This window comes from Deinococcus sp. LM3 (assembly GCF_002017875.1).
Lineage (GTDB): Bacteria > Deinococcota > Deinococci > Deinococcales > Deinococcaceae > Deinococcus.
Window position 1 is genome coordinate 749,990 of sequence record NZ_MUFV01000001.1, and the last position, 26,344, is coordinate 776,333.

The 26,344-nt window shown below is 67.9% G+C and carries 23 protein-coding genes and 1 tRNA gene; 13 read left to right on the forward strand and 11 right to left on the reverse strand.

The window, feature by feature from the left end:
• Positions 1-75 precede the first annotated feature (75 nt).
• From lon to BXU09_RS03465, 3 genes are all read left to right on the forward strand, one after another.
• The gene (gene lon, locus BXU09_RS03455) at positions 76-2,517 is read left to right on the forward strand and encodes an endopeptidase La (protein ID WP_078300602.1); all 2,442 of its coding nucleotides are present in this window, start codon (positions 76-78) and stop codon (positions 2,515-2,517) included.
• A gap of 121 nt (positions 2,518-2,638) precedes the next feature.
• Complete coding sequence (locus BXU09_RS03460; protein WP_078300604.1) at positions 2,639-3,166, forward strand: YqgE/AlgH family protein; 528 nt, start codon at positions 2,639-2,641, stop codon at positions 3,164-3,166.
• Positions 3,167-3,309: 143 nt separating this feature from the next.
• A tRNA-Asn gene (locus tag BXU09_RS03465) sits at positions 3,310-3,384 on the forward strand.
• Positions 3,385-3,438: 54 nt separating this feature from the next.
• Here BXU09_RS03465 and BXU09_RS03470 read toward each other — a convergent pair.
• Both BXU09_RS03470 and BXU09_RS03475 read right to left on the reverse strand, forming a co-directional pair.
• Positions 3,439-4,269 carry a DUF72 domain-containing protein gene (locus BXU09_RS03470; protein WP_078300606.1) on the reverse strand — a complete coding sequence of 277 codons (831 nt, stop codon included), beginning with the start codon at positions 4,267-4,269 and terminating at the stop codon, positions 3,439-3,441.
• Positions 4,270-4,357: 88 nt separating this feature from the next.
• Complete coding sequence (locus tag BXU09_RS03475; protein WP_055363722.1) at positions 4,358-4,795, reverse strand: response regulator; 438 nt, start codon at positions 4,793-4,795, stop codon at positions 4,358-4,360.
• A gap of 210 nt (positions 4,796-5,005) precedes the next feature.
• Here BXU09_RS03475 and hisF point away from each other — a divergent pair, with 210 nt between their 5' ends.
• Both hisF and hisIE read left to right on the forward strand, forming a co-directional pair.
• Positions 5,006-5,806: an imidazole glycerol phosphate synthase subunit HisF gene (gene hisF / locus BXU09_RS03480; RefSeq protein WP_078300610.1), complete on the forward strand. Its 801-nt coding sequence runs from the start codon at positions 5,006-5,008 to the stop codon at positions 5,804-5,806.
• Positions 5,807-5,851: 45 nt separating this feature from the next.
• Positions 5,852-6,520 carry a bifunctional phosphoribosyl-AMP cyclohydrolase/phosphoribosyl-ATP diphosphatase HisIE gene (gene hisIE / locus BXU09_RS03485; RefSeq protein WP_055363720.1) on the forward strand — a complete coding sequence of 223 codons (669 nt, stop codon included), beginning with the start codon at positions 5,852-5,854 and terminating at the stop codon, positions 6,518-6,520.
• A gap of 60 nt (positions 6,521-6,580) precedes the next feature.
• On the opposite strand, the gene nucS is transcribed toward hisIE, so the two are convergent.
• On the reverse strand, positions 6,581-7,330 hold the full coding sequence (gene nucS / locus BXU09_RS03490) for an endonuclease NucS (RefSeq protein ID WP_078300612.1): 750 nt from the start codon (positions 7,328-7,330) through the stop codon (positions 6,581-6,583).
• A 228-nt stretch (positions 7,331-7,558) separates the two neighbouring features.
• On the opposite strand from nucS, the gene BXU09_RS03495 reads away from it, so the two are divergent.
• Both BXU09_RS03495 and BXU09_RS03500 read left to right on the forward strand, forming a co-directional pair.
• Positions 7,559-8,395 carry a DUF4394 domain-containing protein gene (locus BXU09_RS03495; protein ID WP_078300614.1) on the forward strand — a complete coding sequence of 279 codons (837 nt, stop codon included), beginning with the start codon at positions 7,559-7,561 and terminating at the stop codon, positions 8,393-8,395.
• An 82-nt stretch (positions 8,396-8,477) separates the two neighbouring features.
• Positions 8,478-9,062, forward strand: a complete 585-nt coding sequence (locus BXU09_RS03500) for a 5-formyltetrahydrofolate cyclo-ligase (RefSeq protein WP_078300616.1) — start codon at positions 8,478-8,480, stop codon at positions 9,060-9,062.
• Here BXU09_RS03500 and BXU09_RS03505 read toward each other — a convergent pair.
• The 4 genes from BXU09_RS03505 to BXU09_RS21315 all read right to left on the reverse strand — a co-directional run bounded on the left by BXU09_RS03505 (position 9,049) and on the right by BXU09_RS21315 (position 11,508).
• Positions 9,049-9,678 carry an SDR family NAD(P)-dependent oxidoreductase gene (locus BXU09_RS03505; RefSeq protein WP_078300618.1) on the reverse strand — a complete coding sequence of 210 codons (630 nt, stop codon included), beginning with the start codon at positions 9,676-9,678 and terminating at the stop codon, positions 9,049-9,051. The genes BXU09_RS03500 and BXU09_RS03505 overlap by 14 nt on opposite strands.
• A 198-nt stretch (positions 9,679-9,876) precedes the next feature.
• Complete coding sequence (locus BXU09_RS03510; RefSeq protein ID WP_078304696.1) at positions 9,877-10,500, reverse strand: NUDIX hydrolase; 624 nt, start codon at positions 10,498-10,500, stop codon at positions 9,877-9,879.
• Positions 10,501-10,510: 10 nt separating this feature from the next.
• Positions 10,511-11,044, reverse strand: a complete 534-nt coding sequence (locus tag BXU09_RS03515) for a 2'-5' RNA ligase family protein (RefSeq protein WP_078300620.1) — start codon at positions 11,042-11,044, stop codon at positions 10,511-10,513.
• The gene (locus BXU09_RS21315; protein WP_240500987.1) at positions 11,041-11,508 is read right to left on the reverse strand and encodes a hypothetical protein; all 468 of its coding nucleotides are present in this window, start codon (positions 11,506-11,508) and stop codon (positions 11,041-11,043) included. The genes BXU09_RS03515 and BXU09_RS21315 overlap by 4 nt, the downstream gene beginning before the upstream one ends.
• A 72-nt stretch (positions 11,509-11,580) precedes the next feature.
• On the opposite strand from BXU09_RS21315, the gene gcvT reads away from it, so the two are divergent.
• From gcvT to BXU09_RS20085, 4 genes are all read left to right on the forward strand, one after another.
• The gene (gene gcvT / locus BXU09_RS03525; protein WP_240500989.1) at positions 11,581-12,651 is read left to right on the forward strand and encodes a glycine cleavage system aminomethyltransferase GcvT; all 1,071 of its coding nucleotides are present in this window, start codon (positions 11,581-11,583) and stop codon (positions 12,649-12,651) included.
• Positions 12,652-12,734: 83 nt separating this feature from the next.
• The gene (gene gcvH / locus BXU09_RS03530; protein WP_055363871.1) at positions 12,735-13,097 is read left to right on the forward strand and encodes a glycine cleavage system protein GcvH; all 363 of its coding nucleotides are present in this window, start codon (positions 12,735-12,737) and stop codon (positions 13,095-13,097) included.
• 178 nt (positions 13,098-13,275) lie between these two features.
• Positions 13,276-16,128 (forward strand): aminomethyl-transferring glycine dehydrogenase, encoded by a 2,853-nt coding sequence (gcvP, locus tag BXU09_RS03535; protein WP_078300625.1) that lies wholly within the window; start codon positions 13,276-13,278, stop codon positions 16,126-16,128.
• A 358-nt stretch (positions 16,129-16,486) separates the two neighbouring features.
• Positions 16,487-18,064, forward strand: a complete 1,578-nt coding sequence (locus BXU09_RS20085; protein ID WP_144011959.1) for a hypothetical protein — start codon at positions 16,487-16,489, stop codon at positions 18,062-18,064.
• A gap of 284 nt (positions 18,065-18,348) precedes the next feature.
• On the opposite strand, the gene BXU09_RS03545 is transcribed toward BXU09_RS20085, so the two are convergent.
• Positions 18,349-19,104 carry a sugar nucleotide-binding protein gene (locus BXU09_RS03545; RefSeq protein WP_078300627.1) on the reverse strand — a complete coding sequence of 252 codons (756 nt, stop codon included), beginning with the start codon at positions 19,102-19,104 and terminating at the stop codon, positions 18,349-18,351.
• A 260-nt stretch (positions 19,105-19,364) separates the two neighbouring features.
• Between BXU09_RS03545 and BXU09_RS20090 the strand changes: the two genes are divergently transcribed.
• Positions 19,365-20,210 carry a hypothetical protein gene (locus tag BXU09_RS20090; protein ID WP_144011960.1) on the forward strand — a complete coding sequence of 282 codons (846 nt, stop codon included), beginning with the start codon at positions 19,365-19,367 and terminating at the stop codon, positions 20,208-20,210.
• A gap of 133 nt (positions 20,211-20,343) precedes the next feature.
• On the opposite strand, the gene BXU09_RS03555 is transcribed toward BXU09_RS20090, so the two are convergent.
• Positions 20,344-20,910: a type 1 glutamine amidotransferase domain-containing protein gene (locus tag BXU09_RS03555; RefSeq protein WP_055364631.1), complete on the reverse strand. Its 567-nt coding sequence runs from the start codon at positions 20,908-20,910 to the stop codon at positions 20,344-20,346.
• A 175-nt stretch (positions 20,911-21,085) separates the two neighbouring features.
• On the reverse strand, positions 21,086-21,400 hold the full coding sequence (locus BXU09_RS03560; RefSeq protein WP_078300630.1) for a cupin domain-containing protein: 315 nt from the start codon (positions 21,398-21,400) through the stop codon (positions 21,086-21,088).
• Between the two features lie 262 nt (positions 21,401-21,662).
• On the opposite strand from BXU09_RS03560, the gene dnaG reads away from it, so the two are divergent.
• Complete coding sequence (gene dnaG / locus BXU09_RS03565; protein WP_078300631.1) at positions 21,663-23,435, forward strand: DNA primase; 1,773 nt, start codon at positions 21,663-21,665, stop codon at positions 23,433-23,435.
• A gap of 47 nt (positions 23,436-23,482) precedes the next feature.
• Here dnaG and BXU09_RS03570 read toward each other — a convergent pair whose 3' ends face one another.
• Positions 23,483-26,344 (reverse strand): ligand-binding sensor domain-containing diguanylate cyclase, encoded by a 2,862-nt coding sequence (locus BXU09_RS03570; RefSeq protein ID WP_078300633.1) that lies wholly within the window; start codon positions 26,342-26,344, stop codon positions 23,483-23,485.

A 26,344-nucleotide genomic window follows, 5' to 3' on the forward strand; every position in this document is an offset into this window, starting at 1 on the left:
CTCAAGTTTCTTGGTATCGAGCACGCCAGGAACCCCGCATCTCAGCCAGACCCGACCGGGCCAAAGGAGTTCCGCATGCCCACCGAAACCCACACCCTGCCCAGCAACGTCCCCGTCTGCCCCGTCCGCGGCAGCGTCATCTACCCCACCATGGTCCAGCACATCGACGCCAGCCGCGCCATCTCCATCGGCGCGATCGAGGCGGCCATGGCCAGCGACAAGGTCATCCTGATCGTCTCGCAGAAAGACAAGGACATCGACGATCCCAAAGGCAGCGACCTGTACGACGTCGGCACCGCCTGCAACGTCCTGCGTGTCCGCAAGAACCCGGACGGCACCGTGCAGATGCTCGTGTCCGCCGTGGCCCGCGTGCGCGCCAGCAACTACACGCGCGGCGACCACCTCAGCGCCGACATCACGCTCCTGACCCCCGAACAGGGCGACACCGTGGAACTGCAGGCCCTGAGCCGCGAACTGCGCGAACGGTTCGAGGCCATCGCCTCGGGCGGCAAGATCACGGCTGAGAACGTGCAGACCATCGGCAACAAGGAAGACATCGGCGAGATGGCCGACCACATCGCCTTCAACCTCGACTTCAAACTTGAGGACAAGCAGGCGCTGCTGGAACTGCCCAGCCTGACCGCCCGCATCCGCAAACTGCTGACCCTGCTCGACACCGAACAGGAAGTGCAGGCCGTGCAGGCCAAGATCCGCGCGCAGGTGAAAGAAGAGATCGACAAGAACCAGCGCGAGTACTACCTGCGCGAGCAGATGAAAGTCATCCAGAAGGAACTCCAGGGCGGCGAGGACGGCGAGGAAGGCGACGAGGCCGAGCAGCTGCGCGCCAAGATCGACGCGCTGGGCCTGAAACCCGAGGTCAAGAAGGAAATCGACCGCGAGGTCAACCGACTGGCCCGCATGCACCCCGACGCCGCCGAGGCCAGCGTGATCCGCACGTACCTCACCTGGATCACCGAACTGCCCTGGAACGAACGCAGCGAGGACCAGCTGGACGTGGCCGCCGCCGCCGCCATCCTCGACGACGACCACTACGGCCTGGAGAAGGTCAAGGACCGCGTGCTGGAATTCCTGGCGGTGCGCCGACTGCGCAAGGAACGCGCCGCGCGCGGCGAACTGAGCGCCGAGGACGTGAACAAGGGACCCATCCTGGTGTTCACCGGCCCTCCCGGCGTCGGCAAGACCAGCATCGCGCAGAGCATCGCCAAGGCGCTGGGCCGCAAGTACGTGCGCATCGCCCTGGGCGGCGCGCGTGACGAGAGCGACATCCGCGGTCACCGCCGCACGTACATCGGCGCGATGCCCGGCCGCCTGATCCAGGGCATCCGCACCGCCGGCACCAAGAACCCCGTGATCCTACTCGACGAGGTCGACAAGCTCGGCAGCGGCTACCAGGGCGACCCCAGTGCCGCGCTGCTGGAAGTGCTCGACCCCGCGCAGAACCAGCACTTCACCGACCACTACATGGGCGTGGCCTTCGACCTGAGCGAGGTCATGTTCATCGCCACCGCCAACTACCCCGAGCAGATCCCCCCGGCCCTGATGGACCGCATGGAAGTCATCGACTTCTCCAGCTACATCGAGCAGGAAAAACTGGAGATCGCCAAACGCTACCTGCTGCCCCGCCAGCTGACCCAGAACGGCCTGAAAGGCAACCAGATCGCGTTCACGGACGCCGCGCTGGAAAAACTGATCAGCCACTACACCCGCGAGGCCGGCGTGCGTAACCTAGAACGCGAGATCGGCACGGTCGCCCGCAAGGTCGCCCGCCGCATCGCCACCGGCGAGACCAAACGCGCCAAGGTCACCGACAAGGAACTCGACCGCTACCTGGGGCAGGCCCGCCACACCCCGGAAACCGAGGGCAAGGAGGACACCGTGGGCGTCAGCACCGGCATGTTCTACACCCCGGTCGGCGGCGACATCCTGTTCGTGGAGACCAGCATCAGCCCCGGCAAGGGCCTGGTCCTGACCGGGCAGCTCGGTGACGTGATGAAGGAATCGGCCCGCGCCGCCCTGACGTACATCAAGAGCAACGCCGAACGCTTCCACATCGACAAGGCCCGCATCGACGACAGCGAGATTCACATTCACGTGCCGGCCGGCGCGATCCCCAAGGAAGGCCCCAGCGCCGGGGGCGCCATGGTCACCAGCCTCATCAGCGCCCTGACCGGCATTCCCGCCCGCCACGACGTCGCCATGACCGGCGAGATGACCCTGACCGGCCGCTACCTGCCCATCGGCGGCCTGAAAGAGAAGGTGCTGGGTGCGCGCCGCGCCGGGATCAAGCACATCATCATGCCCAAAGCGAACGAGAGCGACCTGCGCGACATCCCGGAGCACCTGCGCACCAGCATGCGCTTCCACCCCTGCGAGACCGTCGATCAGGTGCTCGACGTGGCCCTCGTGGGCGGCCTGAAAGCCCTGGAAACGCCCCGCGACGGCAGCGCGCCCGCCAAGCGCAAGAGCACCCGCCGCAGCGCCGACGCCCGCGCCTGAGCTGAACTGCCAGGCGCCGACGCCCTCCCCTGCCCCCACCCGCCCCGTGGCGCGGTGGGGGTTTTCCGTGTCGCGGGACCGTGCCGCCCGGCGCCGTCGCAGCGCGGTATCCTGCCAGTTGATGAGCGGTCCACTGACTTTCCTCGTGGCGAGCCCGCACCTGCGCGGCGGGGTCTTTGAACACGCCGTGATCCTGCTGCTGGAACACGACACCAAGGGCGCGATGGGATTGATCGTGAACGCCCCCATGACCCAGAGCGTCAGCGACCTGCTGCCCGACACGCCCGGACAACCCGACGCCGCCTGGCTGGGCGGCCCGGTGGACCCGACGCTCGGGTGGTGCCTGTACCCGCAACCCGTAGGCCTGGACGGCGAGATGCGGCTGACGGCGGAGCTGAACGTGTCCAGCAGCCTGGACGTGCTGCGCGCCGTGATGGCCTCGGGGCAGCGCTTCATGCTGGTCCTCGGGTACGCCGGGTGGGGCGCGGGGCAGCTGACCGAGGAAGCCCGCGAGGGCAGCTGGGTGTGGGTGGAGCAGGACACCCCGGAACTGCTGTGGGACGTGCCGGCCGGGGAGCGCTGGCAGGCGGCGCTGGACCGGCTGGGCGTGACGGCAGACACCATCATGCCGGGCGGCGCTCAGGCCTGAACTGGCCCTTGCACCAGCCCGGAACTGGCCCTGAACCGGGCCGGGTGTCTGGACAGGTGGGTGCCCCACACCCGGAGGACTTGCGCGGCATATGGGTGCGTGCTACTATCCCTCTCGCGCCGGAAACGGCCCGCCACAGGTATTCGGCAGTAGCTCAGTGGCAGAGCATCCGACTGTTAATCGGACGGTCGTTGGTTCGACCCCAACCTGCCGAGCCACGCAAAGCCCCCACTTCGGTGGGGGTTTTTCATGCCTGGTCCGGGCGGGCGCGCTCAGAGCAGGCGTCCCTGTTCCGGGCCGGGGTCGGGGGTCTGCACGGGCACGCCGTGGGCGTTCAGGGCCTCGCGCAGCTGGGGAATGTTGTGCAGCGCGTGGCCTTTGGTGGTGTTCTCGAACAGCACGTACAGTTCGCTCAGGTCCGGGGCGGCCAGGGCGATCTTCTGGGCCCACTCGTCCATCTCGGCGCGGGTGTAGCGGTAGTCGTGGCGTTCGGCGGCGCTCTGCCCTTCCCACCAGCTGCCGGCGTTGCGGCCGTGCAGGCGCAGGTAGCCCACGTCGCCGGTGACGTGCAGTTGCGGTTCGGGCAGGCCTCCGGCGGGCGGGTAATCGGGACTGACCCAGATCAGGCCGCGCTCGGCCATGCCCTCGCGGACTTCGGGGAGATCCCAGCCCTCATGGCGCATCTCGACGGCCAGTTCGTGCCCGGCGAAGCGTTCGGCCAGCTGTCCCAGGTAGCGGCGGTTGGCGGGCGTGCGGTGGAACGAGAACGGGAACTGCGCGAGGTAGGGGCCCATGACGCCGGCCTCGCGCAGCGGTTCGGGGCTCTGGAGCATGCGGTCGAAGTCGGCGTCGGTGGGCGCGCGGTCATGCGTGAAGATCCGGTGGAGTTTCACGGTGAAGCGCACGCGACCGCCGCTCCTGCGGGCCATGCCCGCGAAGGCTTTCAGGCCCGGAATGGCGTAGAAGGAGCTGTTCAGTTCGGCGGCGTCGAAGTGCTGGGCGTACGTGGCTAGGTAGTCGTCCTTGCGGACGCCCTCGTAGATCAGGCCGGGGGCCGTCCAGTCGTCGTTGCTGTAGCCGCCGCAGCCGATGTACACGCGCATGCCTGCCAGGGTAGCGGCCAGCGGGGCGCGGTGGGGACCGGAGGGTCTTGCGCCGTTCTTGAGGGTCGCCCCGGCGACGGGGACCGGCTCAGCCGTTGAGGCTGGGGGGGCGGTTCAGGGTGGTCCAGAAGGCCTGGATGGTCTGCATGGCGTCCCGGAACTGCGTGAAGTCCATGGGTTTGATGACGTAGGCGCTCGCGCCGTGCGCGTAGGATTCGCTGATGTCGCGCCCCTCGCCGCTGGTGGTGAGCATGACGACCGGAATGCCGCGCAGGCCGGGGTCGGCGCGGATCACGTCGAGGACCGCGATACCGTCCATGTGGGGCATCTTCAGGTCGAGCAGGATCAGGTCGGGCAGGGTGCCGGTCGTCCGGGCGACGCGCAGCCATTCGATCGCTTCGGGCCCGCCGGACGCGACACTGACCTCGTGGCCGGGACTGCCGGCGGGTGCGTCGGCCAGGGCGGTCAGGGCGAGTTCCACGTCGTTCGGGTTGTCGTCGATGATCAGAATCCTGCGGATGTTCACGGTTCCCCCAGGGGTGGCAGCCGTCGTGCTTGCGGTGACGTCCGGCGGCCTCGTGCCGCTGGTGACCATCAGCTTAGCAGGTTACATGAGGGCTTTCTAAAGTCGGTTTAATATTGTTCGGTGGCGCGGCCCCCACATCCGGCCATCCGGACGACCCTCGTATGACGCGGTCACAGCCCTGCAGCACCCTGACCGCGTAGACTTGCCCCCATGTTGACCAAGCGCATCATTCCCTGCCTGGACGTGCAGAACGGCCGCGTGGTGAAGAACGTCCGGTTCTTCGAGGACCACCGCGACGCCGGGGACCCACTGGTGCTGGCCCAGGCGTACGAGGCGCAGCAGGCCGACGAACTGGTGTTCTACGACATCACCGCCACCCACGAGGGCCGCAGCCTGATGCTGGACGTCGCGGCCAGGGTCGCCGAGCAGGTCATGATGCCCCTGACCGTCGGGGGCGGCGTGAACGCCCTCAGCGACTTCCGGCAACTGCTGATGGCCGGCGCGGACAAGATCAGCGTGAACAGCGGCGCCCTGAGCCGCCCCGAACTGATCCGCGAGGCCAGCGACCACCACGGCGCGCAGTGCGTGATGCTGAGCATCGACGCCAAACGCCGCCCGGACGGCCACGGCTGGAACGTGTTCCGGGCCGGCGGTCGCGTGGACACCGGCCTGGACCTGATCGAGTGGGCCGTGCGCGGCCAGGCGCTCGGCGCGGGCGAGATCTGCCTGAACATCATGGACGCCGACGGCACCCGCGCCGGCTTCGACCTGGAAGCGACCCGCACGGTCGCCCGCGCGCTGGATATTCCCGTGATCGCGTCCGGCGGCGCCGGGAAGCTCGAGGACTTCCGCGACGTGCTGCGCGGCGGCGAGGACGGAGGCTGGGCCGACGCGGCGCTGGCCGCCAGCGTCTTCCACTTCGGGGAACTGACCGTCCCGCAGGTCAAGACGTACCTGAAGGGCGAGGGGCTGCCCGTGCGGCCCGACTGGCACGACACGCACCGCCCCTGAACCCGCCCCCACCCCACTGCACCCTGGCCTCCGGAGGGCCATGACATGACACTCCCCATTTCCCTGGATTCCCTGAACTTCGATCCCCAGACCGGCCTGATCCCGGTCGTGACCCAGGACGCCCGCAGCGGCGCCGTGCTGATGCAGGCCTGGGCCGACCGCGCCGCCGTCGAACGTACCCTGGACACCCGCGAGGCCACCTACTACAGCCGCTCCCGGCAGGAGCAGTGGGTGAAAGGCGCCACCAGCGGCCACACGCAGCAGGTCGTGGACGTGCAGGCCGACTGCGACGCCGACAGCCTGCTGTACCGCGTCGTGCAGACCGGCCCCGCCTGCCACACCGGCGCGTACTCCTGCTACCACCAGCCGCTCCTGACCACCCAGGCCCCGCCCGCCGGGCTGGACGGCACGCTGGACCGCGTGTACGCGACCATCACCGAGCGGCTGGCCACGCTGCCCGAGAACAGCTACGTGGCCCGCCTGCACGCCGGAGGCCTGGACCGCGTGCTGAAGAAGATCAGCGAGGAAAGCGGCGAGGTTCTGCTGGCCGCGAAGAACCACGACCGCGCCGAACTGGCCACCGAGGTCGCCGACCTGCTGTTCCACACCCTGTTCGCCATGGCCGAGGTCGGCGTCTCCCCCGCCGATGTGGCCGCCGTGCTGCACGAACGCGAGGGGAAAACCGGCCTGAAAGGCCCGAAAGAAGTGGGCTGAGGGAAGCAAGAAGTGGGCCGAGGGGGGCGGCGGCGGCGGTCACTGTGCCCCACACTCCCCTCAGAACAGCGTGGGTTGCAGCGCTTCCTCGGGCACCTGGGGAAGCGCCTCGACTTTCACGTACTCCAGTCCGGCGGCCTGCGCGACCTTCAGGGCCGGAACCGTGATGTCCGGGGCGGCCAGGATGCCGCGCACGGGGCCGGGCACCTGTTCCCGCACGGCCTGCACGTACCGGGCCAGCTGATGCACCGCCTCGTGCCCGGCCTTGCCGCGCTTGAGTTCCACCACCACGAACCGCCCCTGGCTGTCGCGGGCGTACAGGTCGATGCCGCCCACCCCGACCAGCAGCTCGCGGTCGAGGACACTCAGGCCCGGCTCGATCAGCTCGGGCGTGCGGGCCAGCGCGGCCTGCATCTGCGCCTCGCTGCCCTGAAGCAGGAACAGCGCCTCGTCCCCCAGTTGCAGCGCCGTGACCTGCGCGCAGGTGATCACGCGCACCCGCACCACCTCGGCGGGACTGCGGCGTTCGGCGTGCAGGACCACGCAGCCGCCCTCCAGTTCGGCGCTCAGGTGGTCCGTGCGCGGCTGCCAGTTCACGGGTTTCACGCCGCGCGGCCCATGCACCTGCAACGAACCGTCGGGCTTGAGCAGCAGCAGGCGGTCCCCGGCCTCGGCCATGCTGGTCGCTCGCCCGGCATACAGCACCTCGACCTCACCCGCCAGATGCAGGGTCACGCGGGCATGCAGGTGCGCGCGCAGGAAGGTCAGCAGGGCTTCGGGTGTGGGGTGGGTCAGGGAGTCGATCAGCATGGGCGGGTGCGCGGGGCAGCATAGCGCGCCCCGGTGGGCGGCCCGTCCCGCCGCCGCATGAGGCCTACATGGCAAACCGGTCAAGTTCATGTGAAGTCCCGCCGGTGATCCAGCTGGGGCGGCGCCGCATACACCTGAACAGAGCGTCACTGCAGTTCCGTGCACCGCCCCACCCGTCGCCCCGCCCGCACAGACCGCCGAAGCCCCCCTTTCCCCGGAGGAACCACCATGAAAAAAGTTGCCCTGCTGACCCTGATCTCCACCGTCGCCCTCGCCTCCTGCAACATGAACCGCACGCCCGACGCCCCCACCGGCCAGCTCGCCTACGGCCTGAGCAACGACGGCAAACTCGTGACCTTCGGCCTGGGCAACCCCGACGCCAGCTACGTGAAGACGGACATCACGGGCCTGGGCACCGACACCCTGGTGGACCTGGACGTGCGTAACACCGACGGCAAACTGTACGGCGTGGCGACCAGCGGCAAGGTGTTCATGATCAGCACCGAGAACGGCGCGGCGACGGTGGACAGCACCATTGCGAACGCCACGGTGGTCGCCGTGGACTTCAACCCCGCCGCCAACCGCCTGCGCGTGGCCGGCACGAATGCCAAGAACTTCCGCCACACGCTGATGGCTGACCCCGTGGCCGGCACGACCGGCACGACGGACGACGGCGCCTTCGTCAACCCCGACGGGACGATCAACGTCAACCTCGTGGCCGCCGCGTACACCAACTCGTTCGACAACAGCGCTACCAAGGCCATTGCGCCCGGCACCACGACCACCCTGTACACGATCGACGGCAGCGCCGACACGCTGATCATGAACACCGTCGGCCCGCAGTTCAACACCCTGGTCACGATGGGCAAACTGAACGTGGACGTCACGGCGGGCACGACCGGCTTCGACATCGCCGGGGCCAACAGCGCGTACCTGAGCAGCGTGTCGGGCAACGACACCAACCTGTACACCGTGAACCTGACCAGCGGCGCCACCACTGCCCTGAGCGGCAAACTGACCGGCGTCGAGCTCAAGTCCCTCGCGCTTAAACTCGCCGCGCAGTAACCCCTCCGCGCGCCTGTTTCCGGTGAACGCCCCTGCCTGCGCGGTGGGGGCGTTCACCGTTATGTGGCGTGGGCGGGGCACAATGGCGGGCGTGACCCGACCCGACCCACCCGCCGACCTGCCTGATAAGGCTGCCTGGAGGGCCTGGGCGCGGGCCGCACGCGCGGAGTTGCCGGACGTGTCGGCGGAACTGTGCGGCCACCTGCGGGCGCTGCTGCGTTCGCACGGCGTGCGGCGGGTGCTGGCGTACCGGGCGTTGCCGGGAGAGCCGGACGTGTCGGCCCTGCACGGCGAGTTCGAGTTGCTGACCCCCCGCGCCCGCTTCCGGCCGGTGCCGAGGTTGACGCTGCACGCGTGGGAGTCGGCGACGGAACTCAGCCGGTTCGGGGCGCTGCAACCGCCCGCAGACGCGCCGCAGGAGCCCCTGGACTCGGTGGACGCGATCCTGCTGCCCGCGCTGGCCTTCGACACGCGCGGCGTGCGCCTGGGCTACGGCGGGGGCTTCTACGACCGCCTGCTACCGGACTTCCGGGGGTTGACGGTGGGCGTGATTCAGGGCGCGCTGATCGTGCCGCGCCTGCCCACCGACCCGCACGACTGCCCGGTGGGGTGGCTGCTGAGCGAGGCGGGTGCGCGCGCGGTGACCGGACCGGTCAGTCCACCCTGAGTTCTGGGGTGGGCTCGGCGGCGCGGTGCGCGGCGATGGCGCGGGCCACCACGTCCGGCGTGACCGCGCCTTTCGGCACGCGGCCCACCTGCGCCCACAGCGCCGTGTCCACGGCAGGCGGCAGCACCAGCGTGATCCCCACCCCCCGGTGTTCCAGCCGGGCGATCTCGGCCGCGCGGGCCAGGGCGGCCTTGCTGGCCGCGTACTGACTGAAACCGCGCGCCGTGACCAGTTCCGGCCGCGCGCCGATCAGGTACACGCGCCCACCCGCGTTCAGGCGGCCCAGCCCGTGCTTGAGCACCCACAGCGCCCCGAAGTAATTGGCGTTCCACACGGCGCGCACGTGACCGGGATCGGCGTCCTTGAGCGGTTCGGGCAGGGCCGCGCCCGCCGCGTACACCAGCGTATCCAGCGGCGGCACGCCCTCCAGCAGCGTGCGGACGTGACTCTCGTAGCCCACGTCGGCGGCGTGGTGGGCGGCGCCCAGTTCGGCCGCCAGGGCGGTCAGGGTCGCCTCGTTCCGCCCGCTGAGGGTCAGGGTGTCGCCCTGCGCGGCCAGGACGCGGGCCGTGGCCGCGCCGATCCCGCCGGTCGCTCCGATGATCAGGGTGTTCATGACGGCAGTGAACCTCAAACGCCCCGGCGCGTCGGTACGGGCGCGTACAGGTCGCCCGCTGTTCATACGGACTCCGATTGAATGGGTTGCAAAGCCCGTTCAATCCGAGCGAAGCGAGTGGGAGAAAAACGGGTTCCGGACGTGGAGCTGGCAATCCGGTGAAGTCCCGGATTGTCGGCGAAACAAACGGAACCCGTATCAGTCGCAGTGCACGGCGCTGTGCGGGTCGCGAGCCAGCGCCACCACGCGCCGCACCTGCTCCGGCAGGTTGCGGGGCAGGCTCAGGGGCGGCAGGGCGTCTACGGCGAAGAACGCGCTGTCCAGCGTCTCCAGGTTCTCCGCGTGGGCCGCGCCCCCGGCGCCGGTCAGGTCGCACTGCACGAACAGCTTGTACACCGCCCACAGGTCCGGCGGGTGCGGATGCTGCGCCTTGTCCATCACGGCCAGCAGGCGCGCGGCGCGCACCGTGCGCCCGGTCTCCTCGAACACCTCGCGCACGGCGATCTGCGTGGGGCTCTCGCCGGGGTCGGCCCACCCGCCGGGCAGGCTCCACGCGCCGTCGCTGCGCTCGCGGGTCAACAGGACCTCGCCGGCCGGGTTCAGCACGACCGCACGCACGTCCACTTTCGGTGTCAGGTACCCCTCCTCCACCCGCAGCAACCCGGCGACGGTGGCGGGCGTCTGCCCGGTCTGCTCGGCCAGCAGTTCGGCGGTCAGGTCCCGCAGGCGCGCGAAGCGGGTCAGGTCGAAGGGATCGCGGGAGTAGGTCAGGCCCTCCTGGGCGATGGCCTGGAGTTCCCGGAGCTGCGCGAGGGTCGGCATGCCCGCCACTCTACGGGTCGCGCGTGCCGCCCAGCGTCCAGCTCTGCACGGGTTGGTACGCGCCGCCGGGGCCGGGTTTGCGCATCCAGACGAGGTCCGTGGCGGTGAATGACAGCGGGTGCGGGAAGGCCTGCCGCGCGGCGTCCAGCAGGGCGTCCATGCTCATGTCCCGCCGCCCCAGCGCCAGCGTCAGGTGCGGGGTCAGGTGCGGCCCCTCATACCCGAAGCGCCGGGTGGGCCGCAGGGCGCCGAGCAGGTCGAGGTGCAGCCGCACGGCACCGGGACTGCGGGCGGGCAGGTACAGGGCGCGGCCGTTCGGGAACACGCGCGGCGCGAGCAGTTCGACCGGGACGGGCGGGGTCGCCGCTGCCACCGCCGGAACCAGTTCCAGCCAGCCCAGGTCGTCGTCCAGGCCACTGCGGGCCTTGACGGTGAGGTGAGGGACGGCCGCCGCGTCGCGGATGCCCTGAGCCTGCCGGAAAGCCACGACGCGGGCCTCGATGTCCGGCGGGGGCCGCAGCGCCAGCAGGTGCGAGGGGCTCACGGGCCGGTTGGGATGATCGGGGCGGCTGGGTCGGTCAGGGCGTTCCGCATGATCAGGACGCGCAGCACGTCCAGAATGCCCGCGTGGTTCTCGCGGCTGGTGCCGGAGTGCGCGCGGGTCGCCGCCCACCACGCGCGTTTGCGGTTCAGGAGGGTGGGGTCGGCCTGAGCGACCTTCCAGGCGTGCAGCGCATGCCGGGCGTTCAGGGTCAGGGGGCGCGTGGCCGCCTGTGCAGGCACGCCCCGGACGTACCCCTGCTCGGCCAGCGAGACGAACGTGGAGCGGGGACAGCCCTTGTTCAGGGTACTGGGCGTTCCCTCCACGAGACGCTGCGCGGCGGCCCAGGCCTCGCGGGGGGTCAGGCCCTGCCGTGCGCCGTCCAGTGCCCGGCCTGTCAGCTGTTCGTACACCGTGTCAGTCCGGGCGTTTTCACCCTCCGGAACGCCTTTTTTCCCGGTCGTCATGCCCCAGCGTACACCCCACGGGCGTCCGGGCGGCCCGGACGCGCCGGGGGTGGGTCGGCTACAGTTTCAGGTGTGAACCAGTCCCCCACCGAGCCGCTGAAGCGGACGCCCCTGCATGCCGCGCACCTGCGCGCCGGAGCCCGAATGGTGCCCTTCGGCGGGTGGGACATGCCCGTGCAGTACGCCGGCGTGAAAGCCGAACACGACGCCGTTCGCACGAAGGCTGGCGTGTTCGACGTGTCCCACATGGGCGAATTTCGCGTGCAGGGCAGCGGCGCACTGGCGTTCCTGCAACACGTCACCACCAACGACGTCAGTAAACTGAAACCCGGCCGCGCGCAGTACAACTGGCTGCCCGGCGTGTCCGGCGGCCTCGTGGACGACATCTACATCTACATGGTCGCGCCAGACGAGTACCTGACGGTCGTGAACGCCAGCAACATCGCCAAGGACTGGGCGCACCTGCAACGCCACGCCGAAGGGTTCGACGTCACCCTGACCGACGAGAGCGACCGCTGGGGCCTGCTGGCCGCACAGGGCCCCCAGACCGAGAGCCTGCTGCAACCCCACACCGACACCGACCTGAGCAGCAAGAAGAAGAACGCCTTCTTCCCCGCCAAGCTCTTCGGCTTCGACGTGATGCTGGCCCGCACCGGGTACACCGGCGAGGACGGCTTCGAGGTGTTCACGGACGCCAGCGAGGCCGAGACCATCTGGGACAAACTGCTGGCCATCGGCCTGACGCCCGCCGGACTGGGCGCGCGTGACACCCTGCGCCTGGAAGCGGGCTTCCCGCTGTACGGGCACGAATTTTCAGACACCATCCACCCGCTGAGCAGCACCTACAGCTGGGTCGTGAAAGACAAGACCCACGTCGGGCACGAGCACATCCGCACGGCCCCCACCCAGACCCTGATCGGCCTGAAGCTGGAGCGCGTGCCGGTGCGTGAGGGCTACCCCGTCAAGGTCGGCGGCGAGATCGTCGGGCACGTCACGAGCGGCAGCAGCAGCCCCACCTTCGGACACCCCATCGCCATGGCACTGGTGGACGCCGCGCACGCCACCCTCGAAGCGTTCGAGGTCGAGGTGCGCGGCAAGGACCACCCCGCCACGCGCGTGCCACTGCCGTTCTACAAACGCTAAGCCGAACGCGGCATACCCCGCCTCCCGCGCACTGCGGCCCCCCCGCACACACCCCCCACCCCCGAAACCCGGAGAATACGACCATGACGAACACCCCCACCGAACTGAAGTACGCCGCCTCGCACGAATGGCTCGCCGCTGACGGGACCGTCGGCATCACCGACTTCGCGCAGGACCAGCTGGGCGACGTGGTGTACGTCGAACTGCCCGAAGTGGGCCGCGTCGTCACCGCCGGCGAGACCGTCGCCGTCGTCGAGAGCGTCAAGACCGCTTCTGACATCTACGCGCCCGCCAGCGGCACCATCGTCGCCGTGAACGACGAACTGACCGGCACGCCCGAACTCGTGAACAGCGGCCCCTACGAGGGCGGCTGGCTGTTCAAACTCGACGTGACCATTGAGGGCGACCTGATGGACGCCGCCGCGTACGAAGCCGCGAACAACTGACCCCCCAGCGGGCCGCGCGTTCCCGCAGCACCCCCTCCCCAGCCCTCCCCCCTGAAGGGGGAGGGAGCCCAGAGAGGCTCACACGTCTGCCTCCCTCCGCCTGACCGGGGGGAGGTCGGGAAGGGGTGAGCCGCAGCGCCGCCATGCCCCCCCGACGCCCCACCCCCAGGAGTACTCCATGACCCGTTCCCTGACTGATCTGCTTCAGACCGCTGATTTCCTCGACCGTCACGTCGGCCCGACCGAGGCCGAGCAGGCCGCCATGCTGGCGGAGCTGGGCGTGAGCAGCCTGGATGAGCTGAGCGACACGACCCTGCCCGAGAGCATCCGCTTCGAGGGTGACCTGAACGTGGGCGGCCCGGTCACGGAAGCGCAGGCGCTGGCCGACCTGAAGGCGGTCGCGGCGAAGAACCGGGTGTTCCGCAGTTACATCGGCATGGGGTACAGCGGGACGCACACGCCGGGCGTGATCCTGCGGAACATGCTGGAGAACCCCGGCTGGTACACCGCGTACACGCCGTACCAGGCCGAGATTTCGCAGGGTCGCCTGGAGATGCTGCTGAACTTCCAGCAGGCGATCATGGACCTGACCGCCATGCCCGTCTGCAACGCGTCGCTGCTGGACGAGGCGACCGCCGCCGCCGAGGCCATGACCCTCGCCAAGCGCGCGGGCAAGAGCAAGGGCAACACGCTGTACGTCGCGCAGGACGTGCATCCGCAGACCATCGACGTGATCCGCACCCGCGCGGAGTACTTCGGGTTCGAGATCGTCACCGGACCCGCCGACGCCGAACTGCCCGAAGGGACGTTCGCGGCACTCGTGCAGACGCCCGGCACGTACGGCGACCTGCACGACCTCTCCCCCATCGCCGAGCGTGTGCATGCCAGCGGCGGGCTGCTGATCGCCGCGACCGACCTGCTGGCCAGCGCCCTCGTGAAACCCGTGGGTGAGATGGGCGCGGACATCGTGATCGGCAGCGCGCAGCGGTTCGGCGTTCCGATGGGCTTCGGCGGGCCGCACGCGGCGTTCCTGGCGTGCCGCAGCGACTTCCAGCGCTCCATGCCCGGCCGCGTGATCGGCGTGAGCCGGGACGTGAAGGGTCGCCCCGCGCTGCGGATGGCGATGCAGACGCGCGAGCAGCACATCCGCCGCGAGAAGGCCACCAGCAACATCTGCACCGCGCAGGCCCTCCTGGCGAACATGGCCGCCGCCTATGCCGTCTACCACGGCCCCGAAGGCATCCGCACGATTGCCGAGCGCACGCACCGCCTGACGGGCATCCTGGCCGCCGCGCTGGGTGACGCGGGCCTGAACGTCAGCCGCCGCTTCTTCGACACCGTCACCTTCGACGGGGACAGCGCGGCCATCCGCTCCCGCGCCGAGGGCAAGGGCATCAACCTCCGCTACGAGGAGGGCCGCGTCAGCGTCAGCCTGGACGAGACGGTCACCGTGGCCGACCTCGCGGACATCATCGAGGTCATCACGGGCCGCGCCGCCGACGTGCTGGCGCTGGACGCGCAGGCCGTGGACGGCATTCCCGCCGACCTGAAGCGCACCTCGGACTACCTCTCGCACCCGGTGTTCAACACGCATCACAGCGAGCACGGCATGCTGCGCTACCTGAAGAGCCTGGAGAACAAGGATTACAGCCTCACGCACGGCATGATCCCGCTGGGCAGCTGCACCATGAAACTGAACGCCACCACCGAGATGATTCCCGTGACGTGGCCCGAGTTCGGCCAGCTGCACCCCTTCGCGCCCGCCGACCAGACCGAGGGTTACGCCGAGATGCTGACCGAACTGGAGGCGTGGCTGGCGGACATCACCGGGTACGACGCCGTGAGCCTCCAGCCGAACAGCGGCGCGCAGGGCGAGTACGCGGGCCTGCTGGTCATCCGCAAGTACCACGAGAGCCGGGGCGAGAGCCACCGCACCATCTGCCTGATTCCCGCCAGCGCGCACGGCACGAACCCTGCCAGCGCCGCCATGATGGGCATGCAGGTCGTCGTGGTGAAGACCGACGCGGACGGCAACATCGACATGGACGACCTGAAAGCCCAGGCCGAGAAGCACAGCGAGAACCTGGGCGCGCTGATGATCACGTACCCCAGCACGCACGGCGTGTACGAGGAACGCGTGACCGAAGCATGCGAACTGATCCACCAGCACGGCGGGCAGGTGTACCTGGACGGCGCGAACATGAACGCCCAGGTCGGCCTGACCAAACCCGGCCTGATCGGCAGCGACGTGTCTCACCTGAACCTGCACAAGACCTTCGCCATTCCCCACGGGGGCGGCGGCCCCGGCATGGGCCCCATCGGCGTCAAGGCGCACCTCGCCCCGTTCCTCCCCAACCACGCCGTGCGCCCCACCAGCGAGAGCAGCACGGGGGCCGTCAGCGCCGCGCCGTACGGCAGCGCCAGCATCCTCCCCATCAGCTACCTGTACATCCGCCTGCTCGGCGCACGCGGCCTGAAAGTCGCCACGCAGGTCGCCCTGCTGAACGCCAACTACATCGCCCACCACCTGAAAGGCGCGTTCCCCGTCCTGTACACCGGCCGCAACGACCGTGTGGCGCACGAGTGCATCATCGACCTGCGCCCCCTGAAGGCCGAGAGCGGCATAACCGAGGAGGACGTCGCCAAGCGCCTGATGGACTACGGCTTCCACGCCCCCACCATGAGCTTCCCCGTCCCCGGCACGCTGATGATCGAACCGACCGAGAGCGAACCCAAAGCGGAACTCGACCGATTCATCCAGGCCATGCTCGGCATCCGCCGCGAGATTCAGGACGTGCAGGACGAACTGATCACCGCCGCCGACAGCCCGCTGAAGCACGCGCCCCACACCCAGGCCGACCTGATCGACATGGACTGGAACCGCGCGTACAGCCGCGAAACCGCCGCCTACCCCACCAGTACGCAGAAACAGTGGAAGTACTGGCCCAGCGTCAACCGCGTGGACAACGTCTACGGCGACAGAAACTTCGTGTGCAGCTGCCCGCCGGTTGAGGACTACATCGAGGCGTAAACCCAGAGCGTCCGTGAATCAGAGAGCCTCCCTGACTGGGAGGCTTTCTGCTGTGCCCCATTCTGTCCCGACTACTGTGGGGACGCCAGCCCCGAGCCGTCGTGCGCGACGCACGCGCCCAACACTCAGGCCGACCTGATCGAGATGGGCTGGAACCGCGCGTACAGTCGCGAAACCGCCGCCTACCCTATCAGCATGCAAAAGCAGTGGAAATGTTGGCCCAACGATAATAGAGTAGACAACGGCGATAGGAATTTTGTGTGCAGCTGCCCACCATGGATGATTGGGGGGGAGTTTAAGCGTACCTAGATAATAGACACAAGATCCTACTACACTTTTTTACATGTTATGATTTGGCATGGCCAGCTTGATTAATATGGCGATGTCAGGACTAGTTCGTAGAGCTGAGCAGTCCGAAGCCCAGCTATTAGTTGACACATTCGTCGATACCGGCATGATCGGAAGCATGCTTCTTTCTTACGATCATCAAGTTATTTACGGCCGTCGAGGAACAGGAAAAACCCATGCGCTCACTTATCTTTCCAAAAGCGTTTCTAATAAAGAAAACCTATCTATATATATAGATTTACGCACCATAGGATCAAACGGTTCAATTTATAATGACGAAAGCCTGCCTATTAGCGAGCGGGTTTCTCGCCTACTCATTGATGTTAGCAATGAAATACATGATAAGCTCCAAACTACTGTAATGAATCCGGGCCTATTAGATAGCAACGAGAAATTCACAATTGCCACCGGACATTTAAGTAGTTTTGCAGCTGCTTTAGATTCAACAAAGATAACAGGGGAAATTTCTTCAGAGACTGAAGCGGGAGACACCCGAAATAGGAATTCTTCGAGCGGATTAAAGATAGCGGCAGGGAAGGATCCTTTGATAGAATATTCGAATACTAATTCGAATACTAGTGAAGAAAAAACTTTAGAGAAAACCGCAAAAAAGGGTATGATGTATGCCAATGTGCACTTTGGAGCAACCCATAAACCAATTAGCTCTCTACTGGAATTGCTAGATAAAAGACTGTATATCATTCTAGACGAATGGAGCGCGATTCCAGAAGAATTACAACCTTATCTAGCTGACATGCTCAAGCGATCTTATATGACTGTTAGGCAGATTAGCGTAAAGATCGCCGCAATTGAGCAGAGATCTAATTTTCTATTAAACATATCGGGGAAAAATTATCTGGGCCTAGAACTAGGGGCGGATATTTCCGCTGATGTTAATCTCGACGATTTCATGGTTTTTGATAATGATGCCGCAAAAGCAGCAGGCTTTTTTAGCAATCTTTTCTACAAACACCTTAAAACCGAAAATCCTGAACTTAATATACTTAACTCAGCAGATTTCATCAGAAAGGCTTTCACGCAGTCAAATGCTTTCGATGAGCTAGTTAAGGCAGCAGAAGGGGTGCCTCGCGATGCAATAAATATTGCGATGATGGCAGCTCAAGCTGCCGACGGGGATCAAATTTCAATTCCTATAATTCGCAATGCAGCAAGAAGGTGGTATCAGCGAGACAAAGAGCAGACAATCTCAGCCAATAGCAAAGCCGAATCAATACTGCGGCATATAATAGATGAGATAATAGGTCAAAGGAAAGCTCGCGCCTTTCTCGTTCCACAGTCTTCAGCAAAAACAAATCCTCTTTTGGCATTTTTATACGATTCTCGCGTATTGCACATATTAAAACGAAGTTCGTCCGCAAAAGATCAGCCGGGAAAAAGGTTTACGGTATTCAAGATCGATTATGGCTGCTATGTAGAACTGCTAAATACTTCAAATGCGCCAAAAGGCTTATTTGACACAGGTGATGAGTCGGAATCATTTATTGAAGTACCTCAGGACGACTACAGGTCGATTAGAAGGGCAGTATTAAACATTGATGAATTTGAGAAGTTAGTTTTACGAGATTAATTTTCAGTTAACAATCTCGCGATATAATATATTTGATAATTTTTTAATAAATCTCACGCGAAAGCCACCCCAGCTCCTGAACATGCGCAGGGATTCCTTCTTGCAGACGACAGCGAAGAAACGAGGTTGCCGAAAACCCACTTTCGCAGGAGATCTAATGGTGTCAGTAGAACCTCTTGCCGAGCGCAGCGACTGCTCCCCCTGCGCCTCTGGGGTAGGGGGCTGGGGGGGTGGGGCAGCACGCCACTCAGTCGGAACAGGCGCCTACTGATCTCAAGTGACCTTTACGCCAACCCGAGGCGTTCGCGCAGGCTGGGCAGGCGGGTGGTGTCGTCCACGAGCCGCTGGTCGTGCGTGTAGTCGTCCGTCTCCTCGACCACCCAGTCGCGGTTCAGGTGCCGGGCGAGGCCGCGCACGAGTTCCGGGAAGGTGAGGGCGTCGTGGGCGTTGCTGTCCAGGTGGACGGTGCCGGTGGTGCCGTCCTGCGCGAGGGTGGCGAGGGCGTGGGCGGTGTCGGTCATGAAGGAGGTGGCGGGTGTCCAGTGGCGGCTGGCGCGGATATGGCCGTTCTGGTCGTGTTGTGCCTGGAGTTGCTGGGTCATGTTGTTGCCGGTGGCGGTGGGGTGGATCTGCCAGCCGATGCGGGCGATGACGGCGCGGGGGTGGGCGGTGCGGATGGCGTGTTCGGTGCGGGCTTTCAGCTGGCCGTAGTCGTCCTGGGCGGTGGTGGGGTCGGTGGGGTGGTGTGGGCCGTCTGGGTGGTGGTCGAAGACCATGGCGGTGCTGGTGAACACGAACGGCAGGTCGTGCGTGTGGGCGTGCGTGGCGAGGGCGTGCGCCCAGGCTTCGCTGCCCAGGGCGAGGTGCAGGATGCCCTGGGGGTTCAGGGCTTGCAGGTAGGCGTGGGCGGCGGCGCTGTCGTCAGCGGGGGTGGTGTGGCGGTCCCAGCCGGTGACGGTGTGCCCCTGTGCTTGCAGGGCGTGGGCGACGTGCGGGGCGAGGGTGCCGGTCAGGCCGGTGACGAGCCAGGGTCGGGTCATGGGGTGCAGTGTAGGGGTGTGGGGGGGTGTTTTGAGGGTTTTTTGTGGGGGGTCTGGTGAAGTGGGGGCGTCCGGCGTGGGTGGTGTGGCCGGGGGTGCGCTCAATGATTCCGGTTGCGGATCATTGATCTTTCGTCGCTTTCTATATAGTTCGGGTCAATCATATTCTTTTCAGATTCGTTTTCTATAGTCCGCTTCACCGGGCGGTTGTGGTGCCCGGAAAGGATGTGACCATGAAACGAATTCTCTTTCCTGTAGTAATGACGGTCTCTCTTCTGGCTCCGGTGTCGCTGGCGGCGGCGGGTTCCGCGGTGGGGTCCGCGTCGGGTTCGGCGGCGGCGGCCGCTTCGGCGGGCGTGGCGGTTCAGGCGAGCGCGGTGGTGCTGCTGGACGCGCAGGGCCGCGTGGTCGGCACGGTGAACGGGGCGGGTCAGGTGGTGTTCAGCGGCGCGAGTCGCGCGGCGGCCACGGCGCGTGTGACGTTCGAGAACGGGGCGCAGCAGTCGTTCCGGCTGGCGGGTGGCGCGGCGGCGCAGGGGCGCGTGACGCTGGAGTCGCTGGTGGTGTCGGGTCGCGGGGCGGGCGTGAGCCTGGGCAGCGCGATCCGCGCGGAGGGGCAGGTGCTGGCGCGCGCGGCGGCCGAGGGTCGCGCGGCGTTGCAGGGTCGCGTGGTGACGCTGCTGGACGCGCGTGGGCAGGTGCTGGGTCAGTTCGACGCGGCGGGCCGCTGGGCGGGTGGCGCGCAGGCGGCGCTGGTGACGGACGTGGTCGTGTCGGGCGGTGCGGGCGCGGGAACGTATGACGTGGCAGGTCGCGTGCTGGTGGACGCTTCGGGCGCGGTGCGTCTGGAGAACGTGGCGGTGCAGACGCAGGCGGGCGCGCGGACGCTGGTGCAGGTACTCGTCTCGGGCGCGGCGGCCGGGGCTGGTTCGGTTCCCGCGACGGGCGGCGGCTCGGGCAGCGCTGCCGGGAACGGGTCGGCAGCCGGGTCGGCCGGTGGGTCGGCCGGTGGGTCGGCTGGCGGGTCGGCTGGCGGGTCGGGCGGCGTCAGCGTCGGTGTGGGCGTGGGTGTCGGGATCGGCATCGGCATCGGGGGCGGCAAGTAAGACGGACTCCGATTGAATGGCTGGCAAGGCCGTTCAATCCCAGGCGTTCCAGCCCAGGCAAGTGTGCAGCAGCACAGCGGCCCTCCCAGAAATGGAAGGGCCGCTGTGCTGCGTTGGGGTCGGTGGGGTGGGGTCAGCGGTTGCTGCTGTGGTCGCCTTCCTGGAATTCCTCGATCATCTTCTCGATGAAGGCGGGAATGTCGTCCGGGTTGCGGCTGGTCACGATGCCTCTGTCCACGACGACGGGCTGGTCGACCCATTCGGCGCCACCGAGGGTGAGTTCGTGTTTCAGGCTGGGCCAGCTGGTCATCTTCAGGCCCTTGCTGATGCCGGTCTCGCTGAGGCTCCAGGGGCCGTGGCAGATCGCGGCGATGGGTGCGCCGTGGTCGTAGAACGCGCGGACGAACTGCATGGCGTAGGCGTCCAGGCGCAGCTTGTCGGGGTTGACGGTGCCGCCGGGCAGCAGGAGGCCGTCGTAGTCGCTGGGGTTGGCCTGCGTGACGGTGTGGTCCACGTCGTATTTGTCCTGCGGTTCCAGGTCGCCTTTCATGCTCTGGATCTGCCCGCTCTTGAGGCTGATGAGGTGCGTGGTGGCCCCGGCGGCTTCCAGCGCCTCGCGGGGTTTCACGAGTTCGACCTGCTCGACTCCGTCGGCGGCGAGGATGGCGATGGTCTTGCCTTTCAGGGGTTGGTCGGTCATGCGTTCAGCGTGGCGTGTGGGGGGGTGCGGGGCGTGATGGGGGTCTGAAGGCGCATTGAGCGGGGGTTGAGCGCGGCTTGAGTTGCGGGACTGTGTGTAGCCGGGCATGCAAATTCCCTCTCCTGTGGGGAGAGGGAGGGAGCTGCGAAGCAGCGGAAGGGTGAGGGGTCTTCTGTTACTTGTCGGTGCCGGGGGTGTTCACTTCAACGGCGGTGAGGGTCTGCGTGATGCGGTAGGTGTGGGGCGTGTTCGCGGGCACGTGGTACGAGTCGCCGGGCTGGAGGGCGATGCTCTGCCCGTCGATGATCAGGTCGGCGGCTCCCTCGATGACGTATCCGAGGGTTTCGTAGGGGTTGGTGCTCTGGGGTTTGTCGGCGTTGGGTTCCTCACGGTGCCACAGGCGCATGTGGCTGTGCTGGCCTTTCACGAGGTGATGTTCGCCGTCTTTGCCGTGGGTGGTGTCGTGCTGGCTGACCTTGTAGGAGTTCATGCCCCTCAGGGTGCGCCGCGTGGTGGTCGGGGGTGTGAGGGGGGCCTTCAGGGGCGGTCATGGGGTCTGAAGGGAGCGCTGGGCGTGCGTTCACGCGGGCGGGTGCGTGTGGCACGGCCCTCGCCGCGCCTCTCATGTTTTTATTCGTGCCAGACGCACAATTCGGGGTGTAGCGGTGTGGGCGGGGGGTGGAGTACACTGCGGGTCTACCGGGCCGCCTGCGCAGTTGTGCGGGCGGCCTGTCCAGGGGGGGTGAGGTTGCATGGGAACGAAAGAAGAGGTTCGTTCACGCCTGAACATTGCGGAGGTGGTGGGCGAGTACGTGCGCCTTTCCCCTGCCGGGAAGGGCCGCCTGAAGGGGCTGTGCCCGTTTCATAAGGAGAAGTCGCCGTCGTTCCAGGTGGATACGGATCAGGGGTACTTCTACTGCTTCGGCTGCAAGGCGGGCGGGGACGTGTTCAGTTTCGTGCAGCGCACCGAGAACCTGAGTTTCGGGGACGCGCTGCGCAAACTCGCGGAGCGGGCCGGGGTGCAGGTCGAGGCGAAGTACGGCGAGCGCAGTAACCGCGACCTGTACGACGTGAACGCGTTTGCGCTGGCGTATTTCCGCGAGCACCTGACCGGCGCGGCGGGTGAAGGGGCGCTGGCGTACCTGCGGCGGCGCGGCCTGACGGACGCGACCATCGAGTCGTTCGAGATCGGCTTCGCGCCGGACGGCTGGGACGGCCTGCTGAAGCACGCGCGCGTGAAGGGCCTGACGGAACGGCAACTGCTGGAGGCCGGGCTGCTGATCGAGAACCCGGAGTCCGGGCGGGTGTACGACCGGTTCCGTGCGCGCGTGATGTTCCCCATCCGCGATCACCTGGGGCGACTGGTGGGCTTTGGTGGGCGCGTGCTGGACGACAGCAAACCGAAGTACCTGAACACCCCGGAAACCGACGCGTTCCGCAAGGGCGAACTGCTGTACGGGCTGGACAAGGCCCGCGCGGGCCTGGGCAGCGGCGCGGAACTGACGGTCGTGGAAGGGTACATGGACGTGATCACCATGCACCAGCACGGCTTCACCGGCGCGGTCGCCAGTCTGGGCACCGCCCTGACCGCCGAGCACGCCACGCTGCTGGAGCGCCTGGGCGCGCAGAGCCTCGTGCTGCTGTTCGACCGTGACGAGGCGGGCCTGAAAGCCACGCTGTCCGGGCTGGATCAGGTGCTGGGCGCCAAGTTCCGCGTGCGGGCCACCAGCGTCCCCAGCGGCAAGGACCCCGCCGACACCCTCCTGGCCGGCGGGGACGAGCAGTTGCGGCAGGCCATCGGCGGCGGCCTCGACGAGGTGCACTACCGCGTGCAGGCCGCCATCGAGAAACACGGAGTGGGCACCAGCGAGGGCAAACGCCGCATCCTGATGGAACTCCTGCCCCGCATGCAGAACCTCGACCCCCTCGACGATATTGCCGAGGGCGTGCGCGCCGCCGCCTGCGAGACGCTGGGCATCAAGCCCGAAGCGCTGCTGGAATGGATTGCCAGCAAGGCCAAACGCCGCGTCCTGACCGACACGCACCTGGCGGGCATGAGTAGCCACCGGGGCGAGGAGGACCGCGAGATGGCCCTGCTGCGGCAACTGCTGGTCGACCCCAGCCTCCGCGCGAAACTGGACGGCAGTACCCCCTGGCGTAACGAGACGGTCCGCAAGGTCATGCTGGCCCTGCAGGGCTCCCCCACCCCGGAAGGCGTGCTGGATATCTTCCGGGGGCAGCCCGAGGAGCAACTCCTGATCCGCCTGATGTTCGAGGGCCGGGACGCCGGCAGCATCAGCCGCGAGAACAGCCAGCAGTACGAACAGAAAGTCGGCGCGTACGCCGCCACCGCCGTCGACGACATTCAGGTCAGCATGAGCATCGACGCCCTGCGCGCCGAGGTCACCCACCTCAAGACCCAGCTGACGGCCGCGCCGCCCGCCCAGCAACTCGACATGCTGCGCCAGATCCAGGATCTTCAACGCGCCATAGAAGCCGAGAAACGCAGCCGCCGCAGCGCCTGAAGCGGGGGGCCACGGGTGGGCCGTGGGCGGGGCGTGGGAAGTGCGGATCAGGGGCGGTCATGGACGACGCGGTTACGGCCCAGGTCCTTGGCGCGGTACAGGGCGGCGTCGGCCAGACTGAGCCAGTCTGCGGGCAGCCCCGGCGCGCCGGGCGCCACGGTCACGGCCCCCACGCTGACCGTGACCGTGGCGTGTGGGGACGCGGCGTTCGGAATGCCCAGCTCCTCGACGTTGCGGCGCAGGCGCTCGATGACGCCGGCCGCGTCGCGCAGCGATTCTCCGGGCAGAATCACCGCGAACTCCTCGCCGCCGTAGCGGGCGAGCAGGTCGGCGGGGCCGCGCAGGGCGCCGCGTAGCGCGCCGGCCACCCGTTGCAGGCAGCGGTCGCCCTCCTGGTGTCCGTAGGTGTCGTTGAAGCCCTTGAAGTGGTCGATGTCCAGCAGGGCCAGCGTCACCGAGTGTCCCGCCTGCACCTGCGCGGCGGCCTGCTGCCACGCGGCGTCGAACTGGCGGCGGTTGGGCACGCCGGTCAGCGCGTCGGTCAGGGACAGGGTGTGCAGTTCCCGGTTGGCGTTCAGGAGCGCGTCGTGGGCGCGTTCGACCTCGCGGGTGCGTTCCAGGACCCGCTGTTCCAGCGCCAGGTTCTGGCGGCGCAGTCGCCGGGTCTGCAGGAAGGGGCCGGTCAGTGTCGTGAAGGCGGCGTACAGCCGCCGCTGCCAGCGGGGTGGCTGCACGTGGAGCCGCAGCAGCGACTGCGGGGCGCTCCAGCCGGTCAGGGGCGCGAAGGCCTGCACCTGCAGGGTGTAGCGTCCGGCGGGCAGCGACTGGTACCGGATGGGTCCCGGCGGGTGGGGAGCGGACCAGTCGGCCTCCCAGCCGAGCAGGCGGTGACGCAGGCGCAGGGTGTCCTCGTCCAGGTACCAGGGGCAGGCGGGCCAGGCTTCCAGGCCCCAGTGGCCCTGCGGCAGCGTGTGCGGCCCGGCCCCGCTGGCCTGCGCGACTTCCGGGGGGAGCGGGGCCGGGCCGGGCCAGAATTCCAGCGAGGCCAGGGTGGGGGGCGGCGGTACCGTCAGGCGCGCGAGTTCCGTCAGGTCCACTTTCAGCAGGCCGGTGTTCAGGCCGCACAGCAGCGCGCCGGGGCCGGCGGCGAGGCTGCGGCTGGTGGTGAATTCCCAGCTGTCCGCGCCGGGCCAGTTGCCCTGGCGGCGCCGCTCACCGCTGCGGGCGTCGTACTCGAACAGGCCGTCGCTGCCGCCCACCCACAGGCGGTCGCCCTGCACCAGGAGCGTCCAGCCGGCCACGGCCTCCTCGCTGCGTGCCAGCAGGCGGTTACCGCCGGCCCCGAGGCGCAGCACGCGGTTGTCCTGCACGGCGATCAGGTCGCCGTCGTCGCAGGGGGCCAGGGCGTACACGTTCCCGGTGGCGCCGAGCAGGTCCGGCGCCGGGTCGGTCACGCGGCTCAGCGGTCCGTCCTGTTCGCGCCACAGGCCCTGTCCCAGCGTGCCGATCCACAGGGTGCCGTCGTGTCCGGCGCACAGGGTGTACACGTAGCCCAGGGGCGTCCCGCCGCTCAGGTGGCGGCGCAGCGGGGCCTGCGGGTCGGCCAGCAGCACGCTGAGCAGCCCCCGGACCGTGCCGATCCACAGCCTGCCGCGCAGGCACAGCAGCGCGCGGGCCGGGGCCTGCGCTTCCGGGTCGTCCGGCGCGACCGGCTGCGGGGCCTGCCCCGGCGCGGCGCGCCACACTCCCTGCTGCGTGGCGAACCACCGCTCGCCGGAGTCGAGTTCCAGCGTGTCCCACACGGCGGGCAGGTCCGCGATCACCTGCGCCTGCCAGCCGGACGGCGGGGTCGCGTTCTCCTCGAAGCGCCACAGCGCCTGCTCGGTGCCGATCAGCCAGCCGCGTGGCCCGCCGGGCCGCACCGAGTACGCGGCCTGCGGGGAGGGGGTCAGGGGGCGCTGGTACACGCGGCGCAGCGCACTGACTCGCAGCACCCCCCGGCTGTCGGTGGCGGCCCAGACGTTCCCGAACGGGTCGCCGTGCAGGGCGTTCACGCGGCCCTCGGACAGCGCGGGGCCGTGGGCCTGCCAGCCGCTCGCGCCGCGCCGGAAGGTCAGCAGTTGCGCGCCCACCCCGACCCACAGTTCCGCCGGGTGCGTCTCGCTGGGCGGCTGGAACAGCAGCGCCGTGACCGGGGCGGGCAGCGGCAGCGTGGCGCGCACGGCGCCGTCCGGGGCCCGTTCGGTCAGCTGGCGGCTTCCCCCGATGAACAGCGTGCCGTCCGGCGCGGCGCACAGCGCCGTCATCGCCCCGCCCGGCAGCGGCGCCGGGTCCGGAACGGTCCAGCCGCCCTGCGCGCCGCCGGGCTGGGGGGCGTGGCAGTGCAGGCTGCCACTCTGCGTGGCGGCCCAGACCAGCGGGCCGCTGCGGACCAGCGCGGTGATGTGCTGCCCCGCCAGGGTCGGGTCGGTCACGGGGTGCGCGCCGCTGTCCGGGTCCCAGCGGTACAGGCCGGACGCCGTGCCGATCCACAGGCCGCTGCCGGCGTCCGGGTCGGGCAGCAGTGCCTCGACCCGCCCGCCGGTCCAGGTGGGGGTGGTCAGCAGGGGCCGCACGCGGGGCGGGCCGATCTCGCGCAGGTCCAGCAGGTCCACGCCGGCGTCGCTCCCGACCAGCAGTTCGTGAGGCGCGCCGGGGCGGGCGGCCAGGGCGCGCAGGCCGTGGGTCGAGAGGCCGTCGCGCTGCTGGTAGCGGCGGACCCTCACGCCGTCGTAGCTGGCCAGTCCACTGGACCCCGCGAACCAGAACCGCCCCAGGTGATCGCACGTCAGCGCGTGAACCTGCGTGCCGGGCAGGCCGTCACGGCGGCTGAAGCGTCTGATGGGCAGGTCGTTCGGCAGGTCGTGCAT